The sequence below is a fragment of the Streptomyces sp. RK62 genome, assembly GCF_018070255.1.
Taxonomy (GTDB): Bacteria; Actinomycetota; Actinomycetes; order Streptomycetales; family Streptomycetaceae; genus Streptomyces; species Streptomyces nigra.
The window spans coordinates 36716-59388 of record NZ_JAGPYD010000012.1 but is presented as its reverse complement, the minus strand read 5'-3'; the positions used below and the strand labels follow the sequence as shown (position 1 = coordinate 59388).

Sequence of the window (22673 nt, the reverse complement as noted above, 5' to 3'; positions counted from 1 at the left end):
GAAGGGCAGGGGGATCGCCTAGGCGGCGGGGTCGGGCGTCGGCTGGACCGCCGCGAAGTAGGCGATGGTCTGCTTGATGCCCTCCTCCCAGGGCACGCGGGGCGTCCAGCCGAGCAGCTCGCGGGCCAGCCCGGTGTCGGGGCGGCGCCGCTGCGGGTCGTCGGTCGGACGGTCGACGTGGACGATGCGGGAGGACGAGCCGGTGAGCTCGACGATGCGGCGGGCGATCTCGCCGACGGTGACCTCGTCGCTCCCGCCGATGTTGACCGGCCGCACGGAGTGGCTGGCGGCGACGAGCAGCACCCCGTCGACGGTGTCGTCGACGTAGCACAGGGACCGGGTCTGCCGGCCGTCGCCGGCGACCGTGAGCGCTTCGCCGGCCAGGGCCTGGCTGACGAAGGTGGGGACGGCCCGGCCGTCGTGGGCGCGCATGCGGGGCCCGTAGGTGTTGAACATCCGGACGATGCCGGCGTCGGCGTCCCGGGTCCGCACATGGGCGGTGACCAGCGCCTCGGCGAACCGTTTCGACTCGTCGTAGACGCTGCGGGGCCCGACCGGGTTGACGTTGCCCCAGTAGTCCTCGCGCTGCGGGTGCGTCAGCGGGTCGCCGTACACCTCGGAGGTCGAGGCGAGCAGGAATCGGGCCCCGTCACGCTCGGCGACGGCCAGGGCGTTGCGGGTGCCGAGGCTGCCGACGTCGAGCGTCTCCAGGGGCAGCCGCAGGTAGTCGACCGGTGACGCGGGGCAGGCGAAGTGCAGGACGAGGTCGTAGGGGCCGGCGAGCAGCTCGGGGGTGCCGGGCGCGCTGACGTCGCAGTCGACGAACCGGAAGCCCGGGTGTTTCTCCAGGTGGGCGATGTTCTCGCGGGTGCCGGAGCACAGGTTGTCGGCGCAGTCGACTTCGACGGCCGAATCCAGCAGGCGTTCGCACAGGTGGCTGCCGAGGAAGCCGGCGCCACCGGTCACCAGGGCACGGTGCCAGGTGCGCGTCGAGACAGCAGGCATAGGCGTTCCCTTCGTCCGCGCGCGGGCGCGGGCGTGGCGCGAGAAAGGGGGTTCTACCGGCCGGCGGGCTCCTGAGGAAGCCTTCGCCGGGTCTCCCGGGAGGGGAGTGCTCGGTCGGTGCGGACCGCGTGTGCGGCGGACCGCCGTCGGGGCGGTCGCCTCGTTCCGGACGCCGCACTGGCCTGGGTTCCCGGACGAGTAGCTTTCACACGTTGATTCATACTTACCCTGTTTTGCCCCGCTGTGAGCAACCACACTCACGCGCGAAATGCCCGCGGGCGACGCCCAGTTGCCCCCTCGGAGCACCGTCGGAGGCGGGCGCCACCGTCGTCCCGGGTTTCGGGTCTGCCACGATGGTCCGCGCCATGACGACTCGGTGGAACCCTCCGCGCAGCGCAGCCCGGTGACTCTCCGGTTCCCGGGTCCCCCGTCCTCCTGGTCTCCGGGTACACCTGTGTCCTTCACCCCTGCTCCGGCCGCCCCCGCGCCGGACACCGCCGCGCCCCCGTCCGGGGCCGCGTCCCGCTCCCCCTGGCGGTCGCTGCGCCACCGCAGCATGCGCTGGTGGTCCGTGGCGAACTTCGTGTCGAACGCCGGCACCTGGATGCAGCTCACGGTCCAGAATCTGCTCGTCCTGCAGATCACGGGGTCCGCCGCCGCCACCGGTCTGTCGATGTCGGTGCAGGCCGCGCCGGCCCTGTTCATGAGCCTGCTGGGCGGCACCGCCGTGGACCGCTGGCCGCTGAAGCTGACCGCCGCCGTCAGCCAGGCGCTGCTCGGCGCGATCGCCTTCACCACCGCCACCCTGGTGGCGCTGGACCTGCTCGACATGACGTCCCTGCTGGTGCTGGCCGCCGTGACCGGGATCGTCGCCACCGTCGACAACCCGGCGTGCGCCCTGCTCGGCAATGATCTCGTGCCGGCGGAGGACGTGCCGTCCGCCATCGGCGTCGGCGCGCTGGTGCACAACGCGGGCCGGCTGGCCGGCACGGCCCTGGCGGGCGTGACCGTCGCCTTCCTCGGCACGGCGGCCGCGTACGCGGCCAACGGGGTGTCGTTCCTGTTCGTGACGGCGGTCATCCCGCTCCTGCGCCCCGCCCCCGGCGCGGCCCGGCACATCGTCCGGGCGGGCGCGGGGCGGGGAGGCAAGACGTCCGACGCGGGCCCGGACCTGAGCGTGCGCGAGGGGCTGCGGTACTTCGCGCGCCGCCCGCGCCTGGTCGCGCTCGCCGCGGTCACGGGCGTCAGCTCGGTCTTCGGCCGGAACTACGGCCTCACCCTGGCGGTGCTCGTCACGGGGCCGCTCGCGGGCGGCGCCGGCTCCTTCGGCACCGTCTCCACGGTGCTCGCCGTCGGCGGCATCCTGGGTGCCGTCCTCGGCGCGCGGCTGCGCCGGCCGTCCGTGCGGGTCGTGGGCACGCTGGCGGCGGCGGGCGGTCTGCTGCAGGTGGCGGCCGGTCTGTCGCCGTCGCTCGCGGTGCTGCTGGTCCTGGTGCTGCCGATGGCGATCGTCGAGTCGGTGTCCGACACCGCGGGGACGGCCGTCCTGCAGACGGATCCGCCCCCGCATCTGCGCGGACGGGTGCTCGGCGTGTGGAGCAGCATCGGCACGGCCTGGGGCCTGGGCGGGCCTCCGGCGCTCGGCCTGCTGATGGAGACGGCCGGTGCCCGCGGCGCCCTCGTGGTGGGCGGACTGCTCATCGCCGGCTCCATCGGCGCGGGAACGCTGCTGCGCCGCCGCCGCTCGGCGGCACCGGTGGCGGTCGAGGCGAAGGACATGGGCGCCGCGCCGCGCCCGGCGCTGGAGGCGGCTGCCTGACTGGCCGGCCTACGACGGTCAGCCGCGCGTCCCGGCCCTGGACAGCAGCTGCGGGGACAGCGTCTTGATCATGGTGTTGGTCCAGCGCATCTGCCGCAGGGTCTGCGGATGGCAGGCGGTGGCGAGGTCCAGCAGGCCGGTGTCCTTCTCGGCCTGCGCCGCCTGGGCCAGCATCTCCCAGTCCAGGGAGTTCCCGGTCGCGGCCAGGTGCAGTGCGCGCAGGTCGTTCAGCAGGTCCAGGCCGGAGCGGGCGTCGTCGAGGGCGCGGGCCGCGCGTTCCCTTCGCTCCCCCGGTCCCGGCAGCCCCTCGGAGGAGGCGGGCAGGCGCAGCCCGTACGGCTCGGCGGCCCGGGCGAGGCGCTCGGCGTGCTCATGGGACCAGCGGGCGAGGTCGATCGCCACATGGTGCACCTCGTGCTCGGCGGCGTCCCGCTCGGCGGTCTCCAGCAGCTTGCGTTCCATCGCGCCTTCCCCCTCGTAGAGGGCCCGCAGAACGGTGGGTACGGCGCTCATGACCGCTCGCCTCCCTCACCGGCGCTCTGCAGGGCGACCGCGGCCGGGCCGCCCGTCGTCGGCGGGGCGGCGCCCGGATCGGCCGGCGCGGAGGCCGTCGTGGTGGGCGCGGGCGACACCGCCCCGTCGGCGCGCTCGACCAGGGTGAGACGGGCCACCCCGGTCTTGAACAGGGGCTGCTTCGAGACCGGGTCCCAGTCGGTCACGGTGGTCTCGTTGGCGGCCCGGCCGCCGTCCTCGCCGGGGCCGTCGCCGCGCGGGGTGTCCCAGTAGCCGTAGTGGAACGGCAGGAACACCAGGCCGTCCCGGATCCCGGTGATCCGCAGCCGGCCGCGTACGGAGCCGCGGGGGCTGGTGACCTCGACGAGGTCGCCCTCGGCGACGCCGTGCCGCCGTGCCTCGGCGGCGGAGGTCTCCACCCAGACGTCGGGGGCTGCGGCCCGGAGCTGGGGGCTGCGGCCGGTCTTGGTGCGGGTGTGGAAGTGGTACAGGGTGCGGCCCGTGGTCAGTTGCAAGGGGTACTCGTCATTCGTCGCTTCGTGGGGCGGCAGATACTCGGCGGCCTTGAGGACGGCTCGGCCGTGCGGGTTCAGCGCCCGGTACTCGGTCTCGGACACGGAGGCGCCGGTGACCAGGTCCCGGCCGTAGGTCTCGCAGTCGTCCGGGGCGGCCCAGGCGACGCCGTCGGTGTAGAGGCGTTCGGTGCCGTCGGGTGCCTCGTCGGTGCAGGGCCACTGGATGCCGCCGGTGGCCCGGAGCCGGTCGTAGGTCAGTCCGGTGTAGTCACAGGGGCGGCCCCGGCTGCACTCCTTCCACGCCTCGAACGCCGACTCGGGGTCGTGCCAGCCGACGAGCGGGCGGCCGTCCCGGTCGCGGAAGTCCATCCAGCGGGCGTACTCCAGCCAGATGTCCAGGTCGGGGCGGGCGTCACCGGGCGGTTCGACGGCGCGTTCGGAGAGGTGGACGGTGCGGTCGGCGTTGGTGAGGGTGCCGGTCTTCTCGGCCCAGGTCGCGGCGGGCAGGACGACGTCCGCGAACCGGGCGGTCTCGGTGAGGTACAGGTCCTGAACGACGGTGAAGAGCCCGTCCCGGCGCAGGATGCCGCGCACGCGCTCCAGCTCGGGCAGGGAGACCGCCGGGTTGGTGCCGGAGATCCACAGCATCCGCACGGAGCCCTGCTCGGCGTAGCGGAAGATCTGCATCGCCGCGGTGGGTGCCGTGTGGCTCGGGATGTCGGTGGCTTCCACGTTCCAGACGCGGGCCAGGTCGGCCACATGGGCGTCGTTCTCCCAGTTGCGGAAGCCGGGCAGATCGCCGTCCGCGCCGCACTCGCGGGTGTTCTGCGCGCTGGGCTGGCCGTTCATCTGGAGCACACCGCAGCCGGGGCGGCCGAGCATGCCGCGGATCAACTGGACGTTGTTCACCTGGACGGCGGCGGCGGTGGCCTGGTGGGACTGGTAGACGCCCTGGAGGACGGTGGACAGCAGCCGCTGGGCGTCCCCGAGGATCTCGGCGGCCTCGGCGATCGCGCCGGCCGGGACGTCACAGAGTCCGGCGGCCCACTCCGGGGTGCAGTCGGCGACGCGCTCGGCGAGTTCGTCGAAACCGACGGTGTGGGCGGCGACGAAGTCCCGGTCGATCCGGTCGGTGCGGATGATCTCGTGGAGCAGCGCGTTCAGCAGTGCCACATTGGTGCCGGGGCGGGGCGCGAGGTGGACGGTGGCGTGCCGGGCGACCTGTGTCGGGCGCGGGTCGACGCACACCAGGCGGGGCGGCTCGGGGCCGGCCAGCCGGTCGAGCACCCGCATCCACAGCACCGGCTGGGTCTCGGCCATGTTGTGCCCGAACAGCGCGAGGACGTCGGCGTGGTCGACGTCCGTGTAGGAGGCGGGCTGGCCGTCGCAGCCGAAGGTCTCCTTCAGCGCCTCGGCCGCCGTCGCCGTGCACAGCCGGGTGTTGCCGTCGATGTGATGCGTGCCGATCCCGGCCCGGGCGATCACGGCGAGGGTGTAGTACTCCTCGAGGAACAGCTGACCGCTGGTGTAGAAGCCGATCGAGCCGGGCCCGTAGGCCTCCAGCAGATCCTTGCCGCGGTCGACGATCCTGGCCATCGCGGTGTCCCAGTCGCAGGGCTCCAGCCGTCCGCCGCGGCGCACGAGGGGCGTGGTGAGCCGGTCCTCGGACCGGTTGGCCTGCCAGCCGAAGAGGTCCTTCGGCCCGAGCCGCCCGTGGTTGACGCGGTCCCGGGCGCTGCCGCGGACCCCGACGATCCGCCCGCGGGCGACGGCGACGTCCATGGCGTCCCCGTTGGAGTGCAGCACGGACGCCGTCGGCACCCAGGCGTCCACGTCCCCGGCCGTGACGCCGGGTTCCAGATAGGAGTCCACCCGTACCGGCCACGGGGCGCCGCGGCCGTACGGGGTGCGCTCGCCCCACGGTTCGGCGATCCGGTCCACCTCGGTGCGCATGCGCGTCACCACGCTTCCCACGTCGGGACGATGTGCGTCCCGTCCCCGCCGGACGGGCCGACCGGCCGGTCCGCCGTGGTGCGGACCGGCCGGGAGTGCTCCGTGCGCGCCGTCAGAGGACGGTGCCGGGGTCCTCCGGCCGGATGCGTCCGCGCCATCCGCCGGTGCTGCCGCCCTTCTCGACGTACTCCTTGAAGCGGTGCAGGTCGCCCTTGACGCGCCGGTCGATCATGCCGAGGGCGTCCGCGCCCTTCTCGGCCATGCCGGTCGGCTCGACGTCCATGGTGAGTTCCACGCGCGTGTGCGCGTCGTCCAGCGGTTCGAAGCGGACCGAGCCGCGCTGCTTGGTGTCGCCGCTCACGGATCGCCAGGTGATGCGGTCGTCGGCGAGCTGGTCGACGATCTCGGTGTCGAACTCGCGCCGCACCCCGCCGATGCTCGTGACCCAGTGGTTGTGCCGCTCGTCGAGCTGGCGGACCTCCTCGACGCCCTCCATGAAGCGCGGGAAGTCCTCGAACTGGGTCCACTGGTCGTAGGCCTGGCGCAGCGGAACCTCCACGTCGACCGTTTCCTTGACCGTGCTCATCGATCCTCCTGTGCGCTCGTCCAGCGGGCCGGTTCCGCGCGTCACGGACCGGCCTGTCGTGCGTTGCGGGGGTCGGGTACCCGTGTTACGCGATGTAAAAGTCCGTGGGTCCGGCAAAGGATCGCGGTCCGGTGATGCGGCGTGTGTTCCCGGCCTGCCGGGAACCCGGCGCCCATGAACGCTGAGAGCACGCCCTACGAGTCGTACTGGCTGCGGACCGCACCGCCCGGCGATCCCGCTCCCCCGCCGGACGGTGACCTCTCCGTCGACGTCGCCGTGGTCGGCGGGGGCATCGCCGGGCTGAGCACGGCGTGGGAGCTGGCCCGGCAGGGCCGTGAGGTGGTGGTGCTGGAGGCGGGGCGGCTCGCCGCCTCGGTCACCGGGCACACCACGGCCAAGCTGACGGCGCTGCACACCCTGGTCTACGACCGGTTGCGCCGCACCCGGGGCCCGGAGGCGGCCCGGCTGTACGCGCGCTCGCAGTCCGAGGCGATCGGGCACGCGGAACGGGTCGCGCGGGAGCTGGGCGTCGACTGCGAGTGGGAGGAGGCCGCGGCCCACACGTACGCCGAGGACCCGCGGCACGTCCCGGAGCTGCGCGCCGAGGCGGAGGCGGCCCGGGAGGCGGGTCTGGACGCGGAGTTCGTCACGGAGACGGATCTGCCGTTCCCGGTGGCCGGCGCGGTCCGGGTGAACGGGCAGGCCCAGTTCCATCCGCGCAAGTACCTGCTGGCGCTGGCGGAGGACCTGCGGCGGCTCGGCGGCACCGTGTACGAGGGCACCCGGGTGACCGGGCTGACCGAGGGCGAGCCGTGCGTCCTGACCACCGAGGCGGGCGTGCGGGTGCGCGCCCGCAAGGTCGTGGTGGCCACGCACTACCCGGTGTTCGACCGCGCCCTGCTCTTCGCCCGGCTGTCCTCGCGCCGGGAGCTGGTGGTGGCGGGCCCGATCGCCGAGGAGCACGCGCCGCGGCAGATGTACATCACGCCGGAGCGGAACACACGCTCGGTGCGCACGGCACCGCTCGACGACGGACACCGGCTGCTGATCGTCACCGGCGAGCACTTCACGCCCGGCACCGCCGACGCCGAGGAGCGCTTCGAGCGGCTGGCCGCGTGGACGGAGCGGTACTTCCCTGAGGTGACGCTCACGCACCGGTGGGCCACCCAGGACAACGACCCGACGGACACCGTGCCGCTCGTCGGCCCGTTCCACGCCGGGAGCGAGCACACCTACGTGGCGACCGGCTTCGGCGGCTGGGGCATGAGCGGCGGCATCATGGCGGGCCGGCTGCTCGCGGATCTGATCGGCGGACGCGAGGTGGCGTGGAGCGGGCTGTACGACCCGCGCCGGCTGGGCCCGGTCGTCCGCGAGGGAGGCCGGTTCCTGGCGCACCAGGCGCAGGTCGCGCGGCACTTCGTCGGCGACCGGATCACCCCGCTGCCCGGCAGCGGTCCCTCGCCGGACGACATCGCGCCCGGCGACGGCGCCGTGGTGCGGTCCGGCGCGGGACTGTGCGCCGTCCACCGGGACGCGGACGGCACGCTCCACACGCTGTCGGCCCGCTGTACGCACCTCGGCTGCATCGTGTCCTTCAACCGGGCCGAACAGGCGTGGGAGTGCCCCTGCCACGGCTCCCGCTTCGCGCCCGACGGCGAGGTCGTCCAGGGCCCGGCGGTACGGCCCCTGCCCCGGCGCGATCTCTGACCCGCGTTTCTCCGCCGCGGGTCGGGGGCACCCGGTCGGCACCTCAGGGAGCCGCGACCGGGCTCCCGTCCGAGCAAGGAAGAAGTTGAAGCGCCGTGACCGCGCGGACCGCGAAGAAGAAAGTCCTGCACCTGCCCCGGACCGGCTGGATGGAGTCCCGGCACCCGGAGGAGAAGGCGATACGTACGTGCGTCGCCGCCGTGGAGGACAGAAGCACGCAGCCCTCGGCCCGCGCGGAGGCCGAGTGGAACATCGTCCGGGGCGAGGACTGAGCCCCTCCCCGGCCGATGGCCGACCCCCGTCCTCGATCCCCGGAGCGACTGTGAAAGCACTGGTCATCAACTGCACCCTGAAGGTGTCTCCCGAGCCGTCCAACACCGAGGCCTTGGCCTCGGTGGTCGCCGGTCGGCTCGCCGAACAGGGCGTGGAGGTGTCGTCCGTACGGGCCGTCGACCTGAAGATCGCCCCCGGTGTCGTGACCGACGCGGGCGACGGCGACGAGTGGCCCGAGGTGCACGAGCGCATTCTGGACTCCCAGATCCTCGTCATGGCCTCGCCGACCTGGCTGGGACGTCCGTCGTCGGTGGCGCAGCGCGTCCTGGAACGCATGGACGCGATGCTGTCCGAGACCGACGACCAGGGACGCCCCGTCGCCTACAACCGGGTGGCCGGCGTCGTCGTCACCGGCAACGAGGACGGGGCGCACCACGTCATCAGCGAGATCTCCGGGGCGCTGGCAGACATCGGCTTCACGATCCCGGGCCAGGCCTGGACGTACTGGCATCTGGGCCCCGGTCCCGGGCCCGACTACCTGGACGAGCAGAAGGGCCGCGACTGGGCGCACAGCACCGGTCGCACCATGGCCGACAACCTGCTCGGTGTCGCCCGTGCCCTGTCCGAGCGGCCGCTGCAGGCCACGGGCTGAGGAGCGCGTCCATGACCACAGAAGCTCTCGCTCCGCACCCTCCCCTGCGCTGCTGGGTGCTCCCGGGCGTGTACCGCCCCCAGTTCGACACCCGGCTGCTGACCCGCGCCCTGCACCGCGAGGGGGTCACCGCGGGGACCGACGTACTGGATCTCGGCACCGGCAGCGGCATGCTGGCGGTCGAGGCGGCCCGCCTGGGCGGACGCGTCACCGCCGTGGACATCTCCCGGCGGGCGCTGGCCGCCGCCTGGTGGAACGCCCGGCAGAACGGGCAGACCCTGCGGCTGCGCCGCGGCGACCTGATGACGGCCGTGCCCGGCCGTCGCTTCGACCTGGTCGTCTCCAACCCGCCCTATGTGCCCGCCCCCGGCGAGCACCCGCCCAGGGGCGCGGCCCGGGCCTGGGACGCGGGGGCGGACGGACGGCTGCTGATCGACCGGATCTGCGACCACGCGCCCGCGCTGCTGCGCCCCTCGGGGAGGCTCCTGATGGTGCACTCGCATCTGTGCGGGGTCGAGGCCACGCTGGCCCGGCTGACCGCGGCCGGGCTGCGCGCGCAGGTCGTGGAGCGGGCCCAGCTGCCCTACGGCCCGGTGCTGCGCTCCCGGGCGGAGTGGCTGCGCGAGCGCGGTCTCGCGGACGAGGATCTGACGGAGGAACTGGTGGTGATCCGCGGTGAGCGCGTCTGAGCGGCCCCGCCGCATCCGGGTGCAGCGGGACGGCCCGCTGCTGATCGAGGGCCCGGTCGAGGTGGTCGGCGAGGACGGCGAGGTGACGGTCTGCGACCGGTTCAGCGTGGCCGTCTGCACCTGCCGCCGCAGCAAGATCTTCCCCTGGTGCGACACCAGCCATCGCAAGCGCGCGAAACGTACGACGACGGACGAGGACGGGACCGCATGACCACGACGACTCCCCGGCGGCTCTCGCGGCGGACGGTGCCGGCGCTGCCCGAGCCGCGCGGCCCGCTCTCCGCCGCCGTCATGGACCTGATGCGCGGCGCGCGGGACGTGGAGGTGCCCGCGCCGGCCGGGGCGGATCCGTACGGTGACGATCTGCAGCTCGCCCTGTACGTCCTGTACGAACTGCACTACCAGGGCTTCGAGGGCGTGCCGGAGGCGCGGGAGTGGGACAGCGGCCTGCTGTCCGTGCGCGGCGCGATCGAGGAGCGGTTCCTGGGCGCGCTGCGCGCCGACGTGCCGGCCGACGACACGGACAGCGCCTGGGCGGCGCTGGACGAGCTGCAGGTCGAGCCGGTGGACGGCACCGGCAGCGTCTCGCACTTCCTGCGCGACGAGGGCACCCTCGGGCAGCTGCGGGAGTACGCGGCGCTGCGCTCGCTGTACCACCTGAAGGAGGCCGACCCGCACGCCTGGGTCATCCCCCGCCTGTACGGGCGGGCGAAGGCGGCGATGGTCGCCATCGAGTTCGACGAGTTCGGCGGGGGCCGGGCGGACGAGATCCACGCCCAGCTGTTCGCCGATCTGATGGCGGACCTGGGCCTGGAGACGGCGTACGGCCACTATGTCGATGCGGCGCCCGCCGAGATGCTGGCGACGGTGAACCTGATGTCGCTGTTCGGTCTGCACCGGGCGCTGCGGGCCGCCCTCGTGGGGCACTTCGCCTCCGTCGAGGTCACCTCGTCCCCGGGGTCCCGGCGGCTGGCCGAGGCCCTGGAGCGGGTGGGCGCGGGCCCGGCCGCCGTGCGGTTCTACGCCGAGCATGTGGAGGCGGACGCCGTGCACGAGCAGGTCGTACGGCACGACGTCGTCGGCGGGCTGCTGGAGGAGGAGCCGGCGCTGGAGGCCGACGTGGTGTTCGGCATCCGCGCGACCGGCCATCTGGAAGACCGGCTCGCGGCCCGGCTGCTCGCGGTGTGGCGGGACGGCGGGTCGGCGCTGCGGACCCCGGAGCCGGTGGCCGCGACCGCCTGACGTCCGGCCCGGCATCGGGGACGGCACTCGGGGAACCCGGCCCCCATGGGAATGAACCACGCCGAAGCCCCGGTCCTCGACGCGCTCGCCGCCTACGGGAACGAAGACGAACTCGCCTTCACTCCCCCGGGTCACAAACGGGCCCGGGGCGCAGACCCCCGGGCCCGTGCCGTGCTGGGCGACGCCGTGTTCTTCGGGGACGTCCTCGCCAACGGCGGCCTCGACGACCGGCTCGCCCGCAACCAGATCCTCGTGCGGGCCGAACAACTGATGGCCGACGCGGTGCACGCGGACCACACGTTCTTCTCGACCTGCGGCAGCTCCCTGTCGGTGAAGGCCGCGATGCTGACGGTGGCCTGCCCCGGCCACAAGCTCCTCGTCGGCCGCGACGCCCACAAGTCGGTCGTCGCCGGGCTCATCCTGTCCGGGGTCGAACCGGTGTGGGTGGAACCCCAGTGGGACGCCGAGCGGAGCATCGCGCACCCGCCGTCCACGGCCGCCTACGAGAAGGCGTTCGAGGAGCATCCGGACGCGGACGGCGCCCTGGTCACCAGCCCCACCCCGTACGGCGCGGCCGCCGATCTGAGCGGGATCGCGGAGGTCTGCCACCGGCGCGGCAAGCCGCTGGTCGTGGACGAGGCCTGGGGCGCGCACCTGCCCTTCCACGCCGATCTGCCGGCCTGGGCGATGGACGCGGGCGCCGACATCTGTGTGACCAGCATCCACAAGATGGGCAGCGGTCTGGAACAGGGCTCGGTCTTCCATCTGCAGGGCGATCTGATCGACCCGGCGGAGCTGGCCTCCCGTGCCGACCTGCTGGACACCACCAGCCCCAACGTGCTGATCTACGCCGGGATCGACGCCTGGCGGCGGCAGATGGTGCAGCACGGCCACGACCTCGTCGGCGGGGCGCTGAAGCTGGCCGCCCGCACCCGCGAGGCGATCGAGGCGATCGACGGCATGCACGTGAACGACGCGGACGACTTCTGCGGCCCCCATCTGGCCGCCGGCTTCGACCCGCTGCCCGTGGTGATCGACATCAGCGCGCTCGGCACCACCGGCTACCGGGCGGCGGACTGGCTGCGCGAGCACCACCACATCGACGGGCACCTGTTCGACCACCGCAGGGTCAGCGCACAGCTCACCCACGCCGACGACGAGGAGACCACGGGCCGCCTGGTCACGGCGCTGCGCGACCTCGCGGAGCACGCCCCGGAGCTGCGCGACGCGCCGCGGGTCGCGGTCCCCTCCCCCGCCGGGCTGCGGATGGAGCAGGCGGACCTGCCCCGGGACGCCTACTTCGCACGGCACGAGAAGGTGGCACCGCGGGACGCCGTCGGCCGGGTCGCCGCCGAGATGATCACCCCGTATCCGCCGGGCATCCCCGCCGTCCTGCCCGGCGAGCGGCTGACCGAGCCGGTGCTGGAGTATCTGCTGACCGGTGTCGAGGCCGGGATGTTCCTGCCGGACGCGGCCGACCAGCGGCTCGGCACCGTCCGGGTCGTCGCCGAGGACTGACGCCCGTCCCGCGGGCCTCACCCGTACGCCCCCGTTACAGCGGCGCCGTCGCCGGGTACTCGACTGCGCGTTTCCCCCATACCGGCCCGTTTCCCCAGGGAGAGGCGTGACTGACGACAGCGGGAGCACCCCGCGCACCGACCCGACGGACACGACGAAGGTCGCCCTCCTCGTGATCGACATGATCAACACGTACGACCACGAGGACGCCGAGCTGCTCGTGCCGTCCGTCGAGCGGGTCGTGCCGGTCCTCGCGAAGCTGATCGAGCGGGCCCGCGCGGCGGACGTGCCCGTGATCTACGCGAACGACAACTTCGGGCGCTGGCGTTCCCACCACGGCGAACTCGTGGAGAACGCCCTGTCCCGGCCGCGCGCCGACCTGGTCGAGCCGATCCGCCCGGACGACGAGTCGCTGTTCGTGGTGAAGGCCCGCCACTCCGCCTTCTACGAGACCCCGCTGTCGTATCTGCTGTGGCGGCTGGGCGTGGGACACGTGGTGGTGACCGGGCAGGTCACCGAGCAGTGCGTGCTGTACTCCGCGCTGGACGCGCACATCCGGCACCTGGACGTCACCGTCCCCCGGGACGCCGTCGCCTCCATCCATCCGCGTCTGGCGTCCGCCGCGCTGGAGATGATGGAGCTCAACATGGGCGCCTCCATCGTGGACGCGGCGGACGTCGACTTCGGCGCGTGAGTCAGCGCCGGGCCCCGGTCACCGCCTTCGCGGGGTCTTCCGGGACTCGTTCGGCGGGCCGGTCACCGGAATCGGTGCCGCCGCGGACGACGAGCACGGCGGCGAGGGCGACGGCGAGTCCGAGGGCGGTCCGGACGCCGAAGGGCTCGCCGAACATGAGCGCCCCCCAGACGGCCGTCACGGGTGCCATCAGGAACATCAGGGTGTTCACCTGGGTGACGCCCGAGCGGCTGAGGATGATCCAGTACAGGCCGTAGCCACCGAAGGTGGCGAGGACGACGAGCCAGGCGGTCGCGATCCAGAAGGCGGGTTCGGCGGGCGGGACGGCCGCGCCGGAGCCGACGGCCAGCGCGGTGAAGACGACGGCGCTGGTGAGGCAGTGCGTGGTCAGCGCGGCCTCGGGCGCCACCTTCGTACGGGAGCGGCCCTCGAGGAAGGTGGCGGCGACCAGCGACAGCATGCCGAGGAACGGGACGGCGTAGGCCCACCATGCGGCGTGCCCGCCGGACGCGGCGTCCGCGCTCGTGACGACGGCGACGCCGGCCACGCCGAGGCCGAGACCGAGCCACTGGCGGCGTGTGACGTACTGGTGGAGGAGCGGACCGGCCAGGGCCCCGGCGACCAGGGGCTGCACGCCGTCGATCAGGGCCGTGGTGCCGCTGGAGACGCCGAGCTGGATGGCCCAGTACACGGTGAGCAGGTAACCGCTCTGCGAAAGGGCACCGATGACGACCTGCCGGGCCACGTCCCGCGGGGCGAGGCCGCGCCAGGAGGCCCGGGCCAGTGCGACGGCGAGCAGCACGAGGGCGAGCGGCAGGAACCGCCACATGAGGAGGGTGACGGCGGAGGCGCTCCCCGCGCCGAGCTTGGCCCCGATGAAGCCGGAGCTCCAGCAGATCACGAAGGCGGCCGACAGCAGCGCATTCATGCGCGGCCTCCAGTAAACAGATCGGTATAGTCAGTACCCGGCCAACTATACAGATCGGTATACACTGGGGCCATGGAGAGCGTGCGGAATCCGCGACGGATCACGATGACGCCGGCCGCCCTGCGGGTGCGGTCGGCCGCGGACCGGCTGTTCTACGAGCGGGGCATCCACGCCGTCGGCGTCGACCTGATCGCCACCGAGGCCGGGGTCACCAAGAAGACGATCTACGACCGGTTCGGCTCCAAGGAGCAGCTGGTCGTGGAGTACCTCGCCGACCGGGACGAGCGCTGGCGGGCCTTCCTCGACGGCCGTCTGGACGCCGCCGGGCCCGGCGCCCGCGCCCGCGTCCGGGCCGTCTTCGACGCCTCGCTCGCCTGGGCCGCGGACCACAACTCCAAGGGCTGCAGCATGGTCAACGCCCACGCCGAGATCAGCGACCCGGCCCATCCCGCGTACCCGGTCATCACCGGCCAGAAGGCATGGATGCTCGCCCTCTTCACCGACCTGGCGCGGGAGGCCGCACCCGGCGAGGCCGAACGGCTCGGCCGCTCACTGATGCTGCTGCACGAGGGAGCGCTCGTCGCGTACGGCCTCGGTGTGTTCCCGGACCCCATCGGCCACGCGCGCGACCAGGCCGAGGCCCTGCTCGACGCGGCCGGGCGCGGCGCCCGGGCTCAGCGGCCCTGACGCCGGCCGCGCACCAGCAGATACAGGAAGTACGGCGTGCCGATGGCCGCCGTCATCAGGCCCGCGCCGAGCTGCGCCGGGGCGATCACGGTACGGCCCAGCAGATCCGCCGTGCCGACCAGCACCGCGCCCAGCAGGACGGCGACGGGCAGCACCCGGACGTGCCGGCGGCCCACCAGGGCCCGCGCCGCGTGCGGGGCCACGAGGCCGACGAAGCCGATCGTGCCGGCGGCGGCGACCGCGGTGGCGCTGAGCAGGACGGCGAGCACCAGGAAGCCGAACCGCCCCCGCGCCAGGCCCAGTCCGAGCAGCCGCGGGGTGTCGTCGTCGAGCGAGACGAGGTCCAGCTCCGTGCGCCGGGCCACCGCGACGGCCAGCCCGAGGACGAGGACGACGGCGAGCGGCACGACGTCGGGCAGGGTGCGGCCGTAGGTCGAGCCGGACAGCCAGGTCAGCGCCTTCGTCGCGTTGAACGGGTCGGTGAGCACGATGAGCAGGCTGATCAGCGCGGTGGCGGCGGTGGCGACGCCGATGCCGACGAGGACGAGCCGGTTCTGCCGGAAGCCGCCGCGCGCGGCGAGTCCGAAGACAAGGACGGAGCTGACCGCGGCGCCCGCGAAGGCAGCACCGGCCATGCCCCACGATCCGGCCATGGGCACCGTCGTCACCAGGAGGACCGCGCCCAGCGCGGCGCCGCCCGAGACGCCGAGGACGCCGGGCTCGGCGAGGGGGTTGCGGGTCACGGCCTGGACGAGGGTGCCGGCCAGGGCGAGGGACGCGCCCGCGAGGAGGGCCGCGAGGACCCGGGGCACGCGGGTGTCCAGGACGAAGGAGACACCCCGGCCCGCCCTGCCCTGCGCCCAGTTCGCGACGTCGCCCAGCAGCAGTTTGCTGTCGCCCAGCAGGAGGGCCGCGATCGTGACGCCCACGAGCACGGCGGCCAGCACGGCCGTCGTGGTGAGGAACACGGCCCGGCTCCGGATGCGCAGCCGGTCGGGCGGAGCCGCCCCCGCCGTGTCCGTCAGCCGGGTCGCCATGACGACGAGGAACACGGCGCCGACGAGGCTGGTGACGACACCCGTCGGCACGGCGACCGCGAGATCGGCGGGCACGAGGGCGCGCAGCAGGACGTCCGAGCCGAGCACCAGCGCGGCGCCCGTGAGGCCCGCGATCGGCAGGCGCACGCGCGAGCGGGTGAGGCCGCGGGCCCGGCGGGCGAGGGCCCGGACGAGGGCGGGGGCGCAGAGGCCGACGAAGCCGATGGGCCCGGCGAGGGTGACGGCGGTGGCCGAGAGCAGCGAGGCGAGCACCACCGCGGTGACGCGGGTGGCGCGCACGGGGACGCCGAGGCCGCGGGCGGCGTCGTCGCCGAGGGCGAGGGCGTCGACGCGCCGGGCGACCAGCAGCAGCCCGGCGAGTCCGGCGAGGGCCAGCGGCGCCGTCTGCAGCAGGCCGTCGAAGCCGCTCTGCGCGATGCTGCCCTGGTTCCACTGGTAGAGGCCCTGGGTCTCCTGCGGGAAGAGCAGCAGCAGTCCCTCGGTGACGGCGGTGAGGCCGAGGGCGAGGGCGGTGCCGGCGAGCACGAGCCGTACGGTGCCGGCGCCCAGGCCGGAGAGGCCGAGGACGACGGCCGCCGCGGCGAGGCTCCCGGCGAACGCGATACCGGAGGAGGCGAGCAGCGGCAGCGAGACACCGGTGACGGCGGCCAGTGCGAGGGCGAGATAGGAGCCGGCGTTGACGGCGAGGGTGTCCGGGGAGGCCAGCACATTGCGGCTGACCGCCTGGAGTGCGGTGCCCGCCATGCCGAGGACGGCGCCGACGAGGAGGCCGGCGGCGGCCCTCGGCAGCCGGGAGGCGACGACGACGGAGGCGTCGCCGGCGTCGGCCCGGCCGGTGAGGGCCTTCCAGACCTCACCGGCTCCGACGTCGGCGGTGCCCTGGGTGAGGTCGGCGACCGCGAGGGCCACGACCAGCAGGATCAGTGCGGCCGTCACCGCGGCCGTGCCCGTCCTGGAGGGGGCGGCCGCCGACCGGGCGACGGAGGGGGGCGCGGTGACGGCCATGTACTACTTCGTCAGCTCGGCGACGACGGCGTCGACGTACCGCTCCATGGAGCCGGGGCCGCCGAACATCCAGATGCCGTCGGGCAGTCGGTGCACCTCCCCCTTCTTCACGAAGGGCAGCGAGGTCCACACCTTGTCCTTGGCGAGGGCGCCGGTGAAGGGGGTGGCGCTCTTGTCGCCGTCGTTGCCGATGTAGGCGAACCGCACGTCGGCGGGGAGCTTGGTGAGGCCTTCGACGTCGGTGGTGCCGAGGCCGTAGTCCTTGTCGCCCTCGACGGTCCAGGCGTTCTTCAGGCCGAGCTTCTCGTTGACGGCGCCGATCAGCGAACCGCTGGTGTACGGCCGGATGGAGACCTGGTTGGAGATGTCGTAGCCGTCGGCGAAGGCGAACTCGGCGCCGCCGAGACCGGCGTCGGCGAGGGTCTTGGCGCCCTCGGCGAGCTTGGTGTCGAAGTCCTTCTTGAGGGTGGCGGCCCGTTCGGTGGTGCCGGTGGCCTCGGCGATGAGGTCGAGGTTCTTCGTCATCTGGCCGAGCGGGTCGGAGGCACTGGCGGAGCGCACCTCGATGACCGGGGCGACCTTCCGCAGCTGCTTGACGGCGGCGGGCGGCAGATCGGTGCTGGCGACGATGAGGTCCGGGGAGAGCGCGGCGATGGTGTCCATGCTGGGCTCGCCGCGGGTGCCGATGTCCTTGGGCTCGTTCTTCAGCGGGACGGCCTGGTCCCAGGTCTTGTAGCCCTTGACGTCGGCGACGCCCACCGGGTCGACGCCGAGCGAGACGAGCAGCTCGACCTCGTGCCACTCGGTGCCGACGACCTTCTTGGCGGGCCCGTCGAGCTTCACCTCGGTGCCGGAGGCGTCGGTGACGGTGACGGCCTGGTCCTGCTTCTTCGCCGCGGCGTCGTCGGCCGCGGGCTCGGTGGTGCCGCAGGAGGTCAGGGCGAGGGCCGCGGCGGTGGCGACCGCCGCGGTGGTGATCAGGCGTCTCATGAGGGTGTGCCGAGCCTTTCGGTTCGCGTGTGGTGGCGGCCGATCGCGCGGGTGCGCAGCCGGCCGGTGAGCGGGTCGGTGCCGACCTCGATACGGATGCCGTAGACACCGGTCAGCCGCTCGGCGGTCAGGACGTCGTCGGGGGTGCCGTCGGCGACGACACGTCCCTCGTGCAGCAGGACGACGCGGTCTGCGAGGGCCGCGGCCTGGTCGAGGTCGTGCAGGACGGCGCCGACGGCGATGCCGTGGTCGTCGGCCAGGTCGCGGACGAGGTCGAGAAGTTCGATCTGGTAGCGCAGGTCGAGGTAGGTCGTCGGTTCGTCGAGCAGGAGCACGCCGGTCTCCTGGGCGAGGCAGCTCGCGAGCCACACGCGCTGCAACTGGCCGCCGGAGAGGTGCTCGACGCCGCGTCCGGCGAGGTCCTCGACGCCGGTCAGGGCCAGCGCGCGGTCGACCGCGGCGGTGCCGTCCGGGTCAGCGCCGCCCCACCGGCCCCGGTGGGGGTACCGGCCGAACTCGACGACGTCCCGTACGGTCAGGCCGCTGGGGGTGGGGCGGCCCTGCGTCAACAGGGCGACGCGGCGGGAGAACTCACGCGGGGTCAGCGCGAGTCCGTCGGCCCCGTCGACCACGAGGGCGGCGGTGCGCGGCCGCTGGAGGCGGGCGACGGTCCGCAGGAGGGTGGACTTCCCGCTGCCGTTCGGCCCCACCAGCACGGTCACGTGACCGGGCCGGAGCGACAGCGACGCGCCGTGGACGACGTCGACGCCGTCGTACGCCACGGTGACGTCCGTGGCCGACAGTTCATGACCACGACGGGGACGCGCCGCCGCCGAGGCCGTTTCCTCTGCTTGCACGTGACAGAGGTTAGCCTAACCTAAGTCGACTTCAGGAGGGGGTCCACCCGATGGACACCCGGCGCCCTCCGGTACGCTTCCTCGACTTACGGCGTCCGGCGCCTACTGTGACGATCCACGCGATCTCGCCGTACCGGAGGAGGATGACCGTGGACCGGGCGCGGCCGACGGGCGAACGGCGGGGCTGGGCACCACTGCTGGCCGTGTGCGCCGGCTACTTCATGGTGATCCTGGACGTGACCGTCATCAACGTCGCCGTCCCCGTCATCGGCCGCGAGCTGTCCGCCTCGCTCACCGGCGTCCAGTGGGTCACCGACGGCTACACGCTCGTCCTCGCCGGCTTCCTGCTGACCGGCGGCGCGCTGGGCGACCGGCTCGGGAACCGCCGCGTCTTCTGCGCGGGCGTCGCGGTGTTCACGGTCTCCTCCGCCGCCTGCGCGCTCGCGCCCGACGCGCCGTTCCTCATCGCCGGACGCCTCGTGGAGGGGCTCGGGGCGGCCCTCATCGTCCCTGGCTCCCTCGCGCTGCTGCAGCAGGCGTACCCGGAACCGGCGGCCCGCTCGCGCGCCTTCGGGCTGTGGGGGTCCATGGCGGGCATCGCCGCCTCGGCCGGTCCCCTGCTCGGCGGCGCGCTCGTGTCCACGGTCGGCTGGCGCTGGGTCTTCCTCATCAACCTCCCGGTCGGCGTGGCCTGTCTGGCGCTGACGCTGCGGCACGTGGCGCCCTCGCCGCGCCGCGCCGACCGCGCCCTGGACTGGCCGGCGCAGTGCGCGGTGGTGGCGGCCGTCGCCCTGCTGACCACCTCGCTCAACGAGGCCGGACGGCGGGGCTGGACCGATCCGGCCGTCCTCGCGGGCCTGGGCCTGGCGCTCCTCGCCGCCGCGCTGTTCGCGGTCCGCGAGAAGCTGGCCCGCTCCCCCGCGCTGCCCCTGCCGCTGCTGCGCACACCGGCGATGAGCGGTGGGGCCGTGATCGGCCTGCTGTTCAACTTCGCCTTCTACGGCATGGTGTTCACGGCGAGCCTGGAGTTCCAGCAGGAGCGCGGCTACAGCGCCTTCGAGACGGGGCTGGCGCTGTTCCCCGCGGTGGCCATGACCATGTTCGCCTCCGTCCTGTCCGGCCGGCTGGCCCGCCGCACCGGCGACCGGCCCCTGGTGATCAGCGGCATGCTGCTGGCCGCGCTGGGGCTCGCCGGGTGGGCGGCCGCGGGCCCCGACCCCGGCTACGCCCTTCTCGTCGCCCCGATGATGGCGGCGGGCTTCGGCACCTCGTTCGCCCTCACCGGCTCGACCACCACCGTCATGGGCGCCGTACCCGCCGGGTACGCGGGAACCGCCTCGGCGCTGTTCAACACCACCCGCCAGATCGGCAGCGCCACCGGCGTCGCCCTCGGCGGCAGCCTGCTCCTGTCGGCCACCACTCCGTCGACCGGCCTGCGCCTCAGCATGGCGATCGGCGCGGCCGCCTATCTCACGGCCGCGGCCCTGGCCTGGAGGTGCGTGCCGAGGCGGTGACGGCCGCCGCGCCCCGGCCTCGGACGCGCTACTGTCGCCGATCATGGACGACTCATGGCGCGAGGACAGGATCGGCAGCGCGCTGCGGGGAGCCAACCCCACGGTGCTGCGCCGGCTGAACGCCGGGTTCGCGGTGATCGGGGACGTGCAGTTCCTCCCCGGCTACTGCGTGCTCCTGTCGGACGACCCGACGGCCCAGCGGCTCTCGGACCTGCCGCGGGAGAGGCGGTCGGCCTTCCTGTCCGACATGGACCGGCTCGGCGAGGCCGTGGAGCGCGCCTGCGGACGGCTGGACCCGGGCTTCCGGCGGGTCAACCTCGAGATCCTCGGGAACACCGACCCCTTTCTGCACGCGCACGTGTGGCCCCGCTACGACTGGGAGCCGGACGATCTCGTGCGGATGCCGGTGTGGCTGTACCCGCGCGACTCCTGGAGCGCCCCGGAACACGCCCTCGGCCCGCGGCACGACCCCCTGCGGGCGGCGATCGGCGCGGAGCTGGACAAGTCGGCGTCACGCCTCTGACCTGCGCGGACGATCGCCGTACGCCGCGTCGCCGTACCGCTCGCGGCGCTCCGTGGAATGCTGAAAGGGCGCACGCCGAGACGTGGAGGACGGGATGGACTGGGCCTGGTTCGCGCGGCAGATGGCGTCGATGGCACGCGATCTCCTGGCGCAGGAATCGGTCGACGCGACCCTGGGACGGATCACCCACACCGCCACCGAGCTGGTGGAGGGCTGCGACGCCGCGGGAATCCTGGTGCTGCGCGGCGACGCGGTGCGGACGCTGGCCGCCACCGACGACCTCGTCGTGGTCAGCGACCGGATCCAGGGGGAGCTGCGGGAGGGTTGCCCTGCTTCGACGCCGCGCGCTCCCGAACGGGCGAACGGGTCTACCGCATCCCCGACTTCACCGCGGACGCGGGGCGCTGGCCCCGCTACGCTCCCCGGGCCAAGGAGCTCGGGGTCGGCAGCATGATGGGTTTCCTGCTCTACACGGAGGACGAGGATCTCGGGGCCCTGAACCTCTACTCCCGCAGGCCGGGTGCCTTCACCGAGATGAGCGAGCTTGCCGGGTGGCTGCTCGCCTCCCACGCCGCGATCGCCTTCTCCAGCGCCCGCACCCACGCCCAGATGGAGGAGGCCGTCGCCACCCGCCATGTGATCGGCGAGGCCATGGGCATCCTCATGGGCCGTCACGGACTGGACGAGACGCAGGCCTTCGACGTCCTGCGCCGCTACTCGCAGGAGAACAACGTCAAGCTCCGCGAGGTCGCCCGGCAGATCTGCGAGAAGGGCGCCCTGACCTGAGCAGCGGGCACCCACGCGCGGGGAGGGCCGCCCCCTAGACCACGGCCCCGGCGCCACGCCCGGGGGGCCGTGTTCGACCTGGCCGAGCCGGGAGTGGAGAATCAGGGGCATGAGCGAGAACGTGTTTTTCCAGATCTCGGCCGACGGCGAGGACCTCGGCCGCATCGTCTTCCGGCTCTTCGACGACGTCGTGCCGAAGACCGCGCGCAACTTCCGTGAGCTGGCGACCGGCCAGAACGGCTACGGCTACAAGGGCGCGCCCTTCCACCGGGTGATCCCCGAGTTCATGCTGCAGGGCGGCGACTTCACCAACGGCAACGGCACCGGCGGCAAGAGCATCTACGGCGAGAAGTTCGCCGACGAGAACTTCCAGCTGAAGCACGACCGTCCGTTCCTGCTGAGCATGGCGAACGCCGGACCGAACTCCAACGGTTCGCAGTTCTTCATCACCACGGTCGTCACGCCGTGGCTGGACGGCAAGCACGTCGTCTTCGGCGAGGTCGTCGAGGGTGAGGACGTCGTCAAGGCCGTCGAGGCCCTGGGCAGCCGCTCGGGCTCGACCGCGAAGAAGATCGTCATCGAGGACTCCGGCATCGCCGCCTGACACACCGTCAGTACGGATACGGCCCGGCGTGGATCCCACGCCGGGCCGTATCCGTCAGCGGAGGTCAGGCGTCGCCGGGAGCCTCCGGGGCGCCGCCCGCGCCGGTACCCAGCCGCCGGTACGCGGCGCGCGCGTGCCGCAGCCGGGCCAGGACCGTGCCCACCAGCGCGGCGGTCAGCAGGCACGCCAGCCAGAACGTGTCACGGGACCCGGCCCAGGTGAGCGTGCCCTCGGGCGGCACGCCGAACGCGTTGAGGAACAGCCAGCACAGGACGGCCGTCCCGGGGGCGGCGCTGAAGCGGGCGCCCAGCCCCAGGAACGCGGCCAGCAGCGACAGCGCGGTCAGCGCCAGGGAGGGCCGGTCGGGGCCGACGACGGCGTTGACGAGTGCCACGAGGACCAGCGCGCCGCCGAAGGCCCCCGCCCACACCAGACGGGTGGGCACGGGCTGGGGAACGGGCCTGGCGCCATTGCCGAGGGACACCCATTCGATCACTGCGGTGCTTCCTTCCGGTCCACCCCCGCCGCCCGGCGATGAGGAGAGTCCCGGTCGCC

Annotated in this window: 23 protein-coding genes; 14 read left to right on the top strand and 9 right to left on the bottom strand. The window is 73.5% G+C overall.

The genetic code is table 11. The features are described from left to right. Nucleotides 1-18: 18 nt before the first annotated feature. Complete coding sequence (locus KBY32_RS23370; RefSeq protein ID WP_210981478.1) at nt 19-1005, bottom strand: NAD-dependent epimerase/dehydratase family protein; 987 nt, start codon at nt 1003-1005, stop codon at nt 19-21. A 454-nt stretch (nt 1006-1459) separates the two neighbouring features. Here KBY32_RS23370 and KBY32_RS23365 point away from each other — a divergent pair, with 454 nt between their 5' ends. After that, nucleotides 1460-2824 carry an MFS transporter gene (locus KBY32_RS23365; protein ID WP_210981477.1) on the top strand — a complete coding sequence of 455 codons (1365 nt, stop codon included), beginning with the start codon at nt 1460-1462 and terminating at the stop codon, nt 2822-2824. A gap of 18 nt (nt 2825-2842) precedes the next feature. Here the strand turns inward: KBY32_RS23365 and KBY32_RS23360 are convergent, their stop codons facing one another. The 3 genes from KBY32_RS23360 to KBY32_RS23350 all read right to left on the bottom strand — a co-directional run bounded on the left by KBY32_RS23360 (nt 2843) and on the right by KBY32_RS23350 (nt 6391). Next, a complete protein-coding gene (locus tag KBY32_RS23360; RefSeq protein WP_210981476.1) occupies nt 2843-3337 on the bottom strand; it encodes a hypothetical protein in 495 nt (164 codons plus the stop codon). Beyond that, on the bottom strand, nt 3334-5805 hold the full coding sequence (locus tag KBY32_RS23355; RefSeq protein WP_210981475.1) for a molybdopterin oxidoreductase family protein: 2472 nt from the start codon (nt 5803-5805) through the stop codon (nt 3334-3336). Before KBY32_RS23355 ends, KBY32_RS23360 begins: the two co-directional genes overlap by 4 nt. A gap of 112 nt (nt 5806-5917) precedes the next feature. Continuing rightward, nucleotides 5918-6391 carry an SRPBCC family protein gene (locus KBY32_RS23350; RefSeq protein WP_210981474.1) on the bottom strand — a complete coding sequence of 158 codons (474 nt, stop codon included), beginning with the start codon at nt 6389-6391 and terminating at the stop codon, nt 5918-5920. Between the two features lie 174 nt (nt 6392-6565). Here KBY32_RS23350 and KBY32_RS23345 point away from each other — a divergent pair, with 174 nt between their 5' ends. From KBY32_RS23345 to KBY32_RS23310, 8 genes are all read left to right on the top strand, one after another. Next, nucleotides 6566-8098, top strand: coding sequence for an FAD-dependent oxidoreductase (locus KBY32_RS23345; RefSeq protein WP_210981473.1), 1533 nt, complete (start codon nt 6566-6568; stop codon nt 8096-8098). A gap of 95 nt (nt 8099-8193) precedes the next feature. Further along, the gene (locus tag KBY32_RS23340) at nt 8194-8370 is read left to right on the top strand and encodes a hypothetical protein (RefSeq protein WP_210981676.1); all 177 of its coding nucleotides are present in this window, start codon (nt 8194-8196) and stop codon (nt 8368-8370) included. A gap of 50 nt (nt 8371-8420) precedes the next feature. Beyond that, complete coding sequence (locus tag KBY32_RS23335) at nt 8421-9023, top strand: flavodoxin family protein (RefSeq protein WP_210981472.1); 603 nt, start codon at nt 8421-8423, stop codon at nt 9021-9023. 11 nt (nt 9024-9034) lie between these two features. Further along, nucleotides 9035-9712 carry a HemK2/MTQ2 family protein methyltransferase gene (locus tag KBY32_RS23330; protein ID WP_210981471.1) on the top strand — a complete coding sequence of 226 codons (678 nt, stop codon included), beginning with the start codon at nt 9035-9037 and terminating at the stop codon, nt 9710-9712. Then, complete coding sequence (locus KBY32_RS23325) at nt 9699-9923, top strand: CDGSH iron-sulfur domain-containing protein (RefSeq protein ID WP_108710057.1); 225 nt, start codon at nt 9699-9701, stop codon at nt 9921-9923. The genes KBY32_RS23330 and KBY32_RS23325 overlap by 14 nt, the downstream gene beginning before the upstream one ends. Beyond that, complete coding sequence (locus KBY32_RS23320) at nt 9920-10954, top strand: iron-containing redox enzyme family protein (RefSeq protein ID WP_210981470.1); 1035 nt, start codon at nt 9920-9922, stop codon at nt 10952-10954. The genes KBY32_RS23325 and KBY32_RS23320 overlap by 4 nt, the downstream gene beginning before the upstream one ends. A gap of 45 nt (nt 10955-10999) precedes the next feature. Beyond that, on the top strand, nt 11000-12472 hold the full coding sequence (locus tag KBY32_RS23315) for an aminotransferase class I/II-fold pyridoxal phosphate-dependent enzyme (protein WP_210981469.1): 1473 nt from the start codon (nt 11000-11002) through the stop codon (nt 12470-12472). Nucleotides 12473-12653: 181 nt separating this feature from the next. Further along, nucleotides 12654-13166, top strand: coding sequence for an isochorismatase family cysteine hydrolase (locus tag KBY32_RS23310; protein ID WP_247689912.1), 513 nt, complete (start codon nt 12654-12656; stop codon nt 13164-13166). A gap of 1 nt (nt 13167) precedes the next feature. Here KBY32_RS23310 and KBY32_RS23305 read toward each other — a convergent pair whose 3' ends face one another. After that, nucleotides 13168-14094 carry a DMT family transporter gene (locus tag KBY32_RS23305; RefSeq protein WP_210981467.1) on the bottom strand — a complete coding sequence of 309 codons (927 nt, stop codon included), beginning with the start codon at nt 14092-14094 and terminating at the stop codon, nt 13168-13170. Between the two features lie 72 nt (nt 14095-14166). Here KBY32_RS23305 and KBY32_RS23300 point away from each other — a divergent pair, with 72 nt between their 5' ends. Next, complete coding sequence (locus KBY32_RS23300) at nt 14167-14781, top strand: TetR/AcrR family transcriptional regulator (RefSeq protein WP_247689890.1); 615 nt, start codon at nt 14167-14169, stop codon at nt 14779-14781. Here the strand turns inward: KBY32_RS23300 and KBY32_RS23295 are convergent. Genes KBY32_RS23295 through KBY32_RS23285 form a run of 3 tightly spaced genes read right to left on the bottom strand, consistent with a single transcriptional unit; the run spans nt 14769 to nt 18691 of the window. Then, nucleotides 14769-16844 carry an iron ABC transporter permease gene (locus KBY32_RS23295; protein ID WP_210981466.1) on the bottom strand — a complete coding sequence of 692 codons (2076 nt, stop codon included), beginning with the start codon at nt 16842-16844 and terminating at the stop codon, nt 14769-14771. The two genes, KBY32_RS23300 and KBY32_RS23295, sit on opposite strands and share 13 nt — an antisense overlap. 3 nt (nt 16845-16847) lie before the next feature. Continuing rightward, nucleotides 16848-17834: an iron-siderophore ABC transporter substrate-binding protein gene (locus KBY32_RS23290; RefSeq protein WP_210981465.1), complete on the bottom strand. Its 987-nt coding sequence runs from the start codon at nt 17832-17834 to the stop codon at nt 16848-16850. Continuing rightward, on the bottom strand, nt 17831-18691 hold the full coding sequence (locus KBY32_RS23285; RefSeq protein ID WP_055623029.1) for an ABC transporter ATP-binding protein: 861 nt from the start codon (nt 18689-18691) through the stop codon (nt 17831-17833). Before KBY32_RS23285 ends, KBY32_RS23290 begins: the two co-directional genes overlap by 4 nt. Before the next feature lie 221 nt (nt 18692-18912). Between KBY32_RS23285 and KBY32_RS23280 the strand changes: the two genes are divergently transcribed. From KBY32_RS23280 to KBY32_RS23265, 4 genes are all read left to right on the top strand, one after another. After that, nucleotides 18913-20205: an MFS transporter gene (locus tag KBY32_RS23280; protein WP_247689910.1), complete on the top strand. Its 1293-nt coding sequence runs from the start codon at nt 18913-18915 to the stop codon at nt 20203-20205. A 43-nt stretch (nt 20206-20248) separates the two neighbouring features. Continuing rightward, a complete protein-coding gene (locus KBY32_RS23275) occupies nt 20249-20728 on the top strand; it encodes an HIT family protein (protein WP_210981463.1) in 480 nt (159 codons plus the stop codon). Between the two features lie 57 nt (nt 20729-20785). Further along, a complete protein-coding gene (locus KBY32_RS23270; protein WP_247689889.1) occupies nt 20786-21514 on the top strand; it encodes a GAF and ANTAR domain-containing protein in 729 nt (242 codons plus the stop codon). 109 nt (nt 21515-21623) lie between these two features. Next, nucleotides 21624-22118, top strand: a complete 495-nt coding sequence (locus KBY32_RS23265; RefSeq protein ID WP_055623026.1) for a peptidylprolyl isomerase — start codon at nt 21624-21626, stop codon at nt 22116-22118. Between the two features lie 64 nt (nt 22119-22182). Here the strand turns inward: KBY32_RS23265 and KBY32_RS23260 are convergent, their stop codons facing one another. Then, on the bottom strand, nt 22183-22614 hold the full coding sequence (locus tag KBY32_RS23260) for a hypothetical protein (RefSeq protein WP_210981462.1): 432 nt from the start codon (nt 22612-22614) through the stop codon (nt 22183-22185). Between the last annotated feature and the right edge of the window lie 59 nt (nt 22615-22673).